This is a genomic window from Microtetraspora sp. AC03309 (genome assembly GCF_020826795.1).
GTDB lineage: Bacteria > Actinomycetota > Actinomycetes > Streptosporangiales > Streptosporangiaceae > Microtetraspora > Microtetraspora glauca.
On record NZ_JADDIL010000546.1, the window covers coordinates 1 to 431 of the forward strand.

The window sequence follows — 431 nt, forward strand, 5'->3', positions numbered from 1 at the left end:
GCAGCGCCCCGTTCGGGTGTGCGTACTTCGATGGCGCCGGCTTGTCCACTGACCGCGAGCACATCATCGGCCGACATGTGCCGGGCGAGGTTGGTGGCCACCATGCCCGGATGTACTGCGTACGCGCGGATGCCACGATCGCGCAGTCGGTGATCGAGAGCGACGGTATGCAGGATGTTGGCGGTCTTGGCGGCGCCGTACGCGGCGAACTTGTCGTATTCGCGGCATTCCCAGTTGGGATCGTCCAGGTCGATGTCACCGAGGCGATGTCCCTCAGAGGAGAGATTGACGATCCGCGTGCCCTCGACGAACTGCGGCACCAGCAGGTTCGTCAGGGCGAAGTGTCCTAGATGATTTATCCCGAACTGGGTTTCGAACCCGTCCTGGGTTCGGCCGAACGGGGTGAACATCACGCCGGCGTTGTTCATCAG

At 62.9% G+C, this 431-nt stretch carries 1 protein-coding gene; it reads right to left on the minus strand.

Features of this window, described 5'->3' with window-relative positions; translation table 11 throughout:
• Positions 1 to 431 (minus strand): SDR family NAD(P)-dependent oxidoreductase (locus IMZ11_RS44285; RefSeq protein WP_228649763.1); only part of this gene is annotated, 431 nt, incomplete at both ends.